The 3,142-nt window shown below is 68.3% G+C and carries 5 protein-coding genes; all 5 read right to left on the reverse strand.

Going from position 1 to position 3,142, the window contains the following annotated elements:
* The coding region (locus VGC18_RS15765; protein WP_331099141.1) for a DNA-formamidopyrimidine glycosylase family protein at positions 1-326 on the reverse strand (326 nt) is incomplete at its 3' end.
* Between the two features lie 2 nt (positions 327-328).
* A complete protein-coding gene (gene rnc, locus VGC18_RS15770; protein WP_331099143.1) occupies positions 329-1,030 on the reverse strand; it encodes a ribonuclease III in 702 nt (233 codons plus the stop codon).
* Positions 1,031-1,059: 29 nt separating this feature from the next.
* Positions 1,060-1,263 (reverse strand): 50S ribosomal protein L32, encoded by a 204-nt coding sequence (rpmF, locus tag VGC18_RS15775; RefSeq protein WP_331099144.1) that lies wholly within the window; start codon positions 1,261-1,263, stop codon positions 1,060-1,062.
* Between the two features lie 2 nt (positions 1,264-1,265).
* The gene (locus tag VGC18_RS15780; RefSeq protein WP_331099146.1) at positions 1,266-1,865 is read right to left on the reverse strand and encodes a YceD family protein; all 600 of its coding nucleotides are present in this window, start codon (positions 1,863-1,865) and stop codon (positions 1,266-1,268) included.
* A 278-nt stretch (positions 1,866-2,143) separates the two neighbouring features.
* Positions 2,144-3,142: aminotransferase class III-fold pyridoxal phosphate-dependent enzyme (locus VGC18_RS15785; RefSeq protein WP_331099148.1), on the reverse strand; the 999-nt coding region annotated here is incomplete at its 5' end.

Raw genomic sequence — 3,142 nt, forward strand, 5'->3', positions numbered from 1 at the left:
GGGTGGTCGAGGGCCAGGCGGATGCGCAGCAGCGGGTCGTCCGGCTGCGTCGCGTCGCGAAGCAGCACCTGGCCGCTCATCCCGAGGTGGACGACGAGCGCCTCCTGACCACCGGCGGCCGGCGACAGCGGCAGCCAGAGGAACTTGCCCCGCCGGACGGCCGAGAGGATGCTCCGACCGGTCAGGCGATCGACGAAGTCCTCGCTCGGGCCGGGATGGCGGCGCAGCGATCGTCCGTCGAAGACCTCGACGCCGCGGACGGTCGCCCCGCTGACCGCCGGCTCAAGTCCGGCGCGGACGACCTCGACCTCGGGAAGCTCCGGCACCGCTACGTGCGCGAGGAGAGGATGGTCCAGGCCTGAAGGGCCGCGGCCATCTCCGCCTGCTTCTTGCTGCTGCCGTCCCCTGCCGCGACGGGCTCGCCGGCCTCGGACAGCGAGACGACGGCGTGGAACCGCTTGGAGTGGTCGGGGCCGCTGTCGGTGATCTCGTAGTGGGGCGCGCCCTGCCCGAGACGGGAGGCCAGTTCCTGCAGGCTCGTCTTCGGGTCCATGGCGGCTCCGAAGCGTTCCGGGTCGCTGAGCAGGGGGGCGATGAGCCTCATGACGAGTCCGGTCGCCGCATCCCCGCCGGCGCTCAGGTACACCGCGCCGATGACCGCCTCGACGGTGTCGGCGAGGATGGACGACTTGTCCTGGCCGCCCGTGAGTTCCTCGCCGCGACCGAGACGGATGTACTTGCCCAGGCCGATGGTGCGAGCCACCTCGGCGAGCGCGACCGAACTGACCAGGCTCGCCCGGCGCTTGGCCAGCTCGCCCTCGTCGAGGTCCGGATTGTCGCGGTAGAGCATGACGGTCACCGCCTGCCCGAGGATGGAGTCGCCAAGGAACTCGAGCCGCTCGTTGTGGGCGGTGCCGCCGTGCTCATACGCGTACGACCGATGCGTGAGCGCGAGTTCGAGCAGTTCCGGGCTGACGTCTACCGCCAGGAACAGCTGCAGCTCCGCTCGCGTGGCACTAGTGCCAGGCATGGTTCGATCCGCGAAACGACGCGGGCGAATTAAACGTCCGCGACCTTGCGGCCCTTGTACTCCATGTACAGGGGCGCGCCGGTGGAGTCTTCGACGACCTTGGCACGGTGGGGAAGGCTGTAGGTGACCTTGCCGCCCTCGATGGTCTTGACCAGGGTGGGAGGGGTGGCCTTCCACTGGGCGCGGCGCGCGCGAGTGCTCGCGCGGGACATCTTGCGCTTCGGTACTGCCATGGCTATCTCTTCTCTCTGTCGATGCCGCTCTGGGCATCGGTTACATCCTGGGTGGTCTCTGCCTCGTCTGTCGAAGCAAATTCGTCGAGCCCGGCCAGGTTTCCGAGCGCCGCCCACCGGGAATCGATGGGGGCTTCATGCTCGTGACCCGGGTTGTCGAGGAGTCGCACCCCACAAATGGGGCACAGGCCGAGGCAATCTTCTTGACAGACCGGTTGGAACGGCAGCGAAAGCACCACCGCATCCCTGATTACGGGTTCGAGGTCAATCGTGTCCTCGTGAACCTCGTATTCAAAAGCTTCGTCAGAAGAATACGCGAAAAGCTCCTGGAATTCGACCTGGACGGGTTGTTCGATGTCGATCAGGCATCTTCCGCACTCGCCGGCCGCCGTCGCATCGACGTCCGCGCTGACCAGGATGCCGTCGTGCAGCGACTCCATCCTCAGGTCCAGGTGCAGCAGGCTGCCGGTCTTCACGCCGATCATGGCGTTGCCGAAGTCTTCCGGGACGGTCACGTCGATGGTCTTCTCCCGCATCTCGCCCGGGCGGTGCATGAGGTCGAAGACGTCGACCGTGTAGGGGGTTTTGATCACGTGAGGCACCGCACAAGTTTACTCGTGCGGACGCATCCGATGCGGTGTCGTCCTGCGCCCTCGGCGAAACGCAGCGCCCCAGCGCCCCGCGGAGGGAGAAAAGGCGCCCGGCCTGCCCGCGGCGGGAGAAAAGTCACATCGCGGCGGGAAAGATACGTCGCGGCGGGAGGCGCGCCTCCCGCCGTGACACCGTTTCTCCCGCCGCGACGGAGTTGGCCGCCTGCCCGGATGACGGAGTTGCCCGGAGGCCCGGACGCGCGGGAATGCGGGAGACGGCCAGCGCCGGCTCAGGCCGGCTCCACCGCCGTCAGCGCCTCGTCGTAGATGGCCAGCGCCTGGGCGACCTCGTCCGGGGTGATGATGCACGGCGGCACGACATGGATGCGGTTGTCCTGCACGAACGGCAGCAGGCCCCTCTCCATCAGCTGCGCCTTGAGCGTGGCCATCACGGCGCCGGACAGCGGCTGCCGCGTGGTCCGGTCGTCGACGAGGTCCAGCGCCCAGAACACACCGCGGCCGCGCACCTCACCGATGATCGGATGCTTCTCGGCGAGGGCGGTGAGCCCCGGCGCGAGATGATCGGTCCCGATGGTCTTGGCGTTCTCCACGATCCCCTCGTCCACCATCGCGTCGATGGACGCGACGATGGAGGCCATGGCCAGCGGATGCCCGGAATAGGTCAGGCCGCCGGGGAACACGGTGTCCTCGAAGGCGTTCGCGATCGACTCGGTGAGGATCACGCCCCCCACGGGGACATAACCCGAGTTGACGCCCTTGGCGAAGGTGACGAGGTCGGGGACCCAGCGCTCCTCCCCCTGGTCGGAGCCCTGCCAGGAGAACCACTCCCCCGTGCGCCCGAAGCCGACCATGACCTCGTCGACGATGAGCAGGATGCCGTACTTGTCGCACAGCGCGCGGACACCCGCGAGATAGCCGGGCGGCGGCACGAGCACGCCGGCCGTCCCGGGGATGCCCTCGATCAGCACGGCGGCGATGGTGGCCTGCCCCTCGGAGACGATCACCCGCTCCAGGTGACGCAGGGCACGGAGACACTCCTCCTCCGGGGTGGTCGCCCAGAACTCCGAGCGGTAGAGGAACGGCCCGAAGAAGTGCACGTGCCCGCGGGCGAACTCGTTGGGGATCCTCCGCCAGTCGCCGGTCGCGACGATGGCCGCCCCCGTGTTGCCGTGGTACGAGCGGTACTGGGTGAGGATCTTGTCCCGCCCCGTGACGAGCCTGGCCATTCTGATGGCGTTCTCGTTGGCATCCGCGCCGCCGTTGGTGAA

It is taken from the genome of Lacisediminihabitans sp., from assembly GCF_036404185.1.
Taxonomy (GTDB): domain Bacteria; phylum Actinomycetota; class Actinomycetes; order Actinomycetales; family Microbacteriaceae; genus Lacisediminihabitans.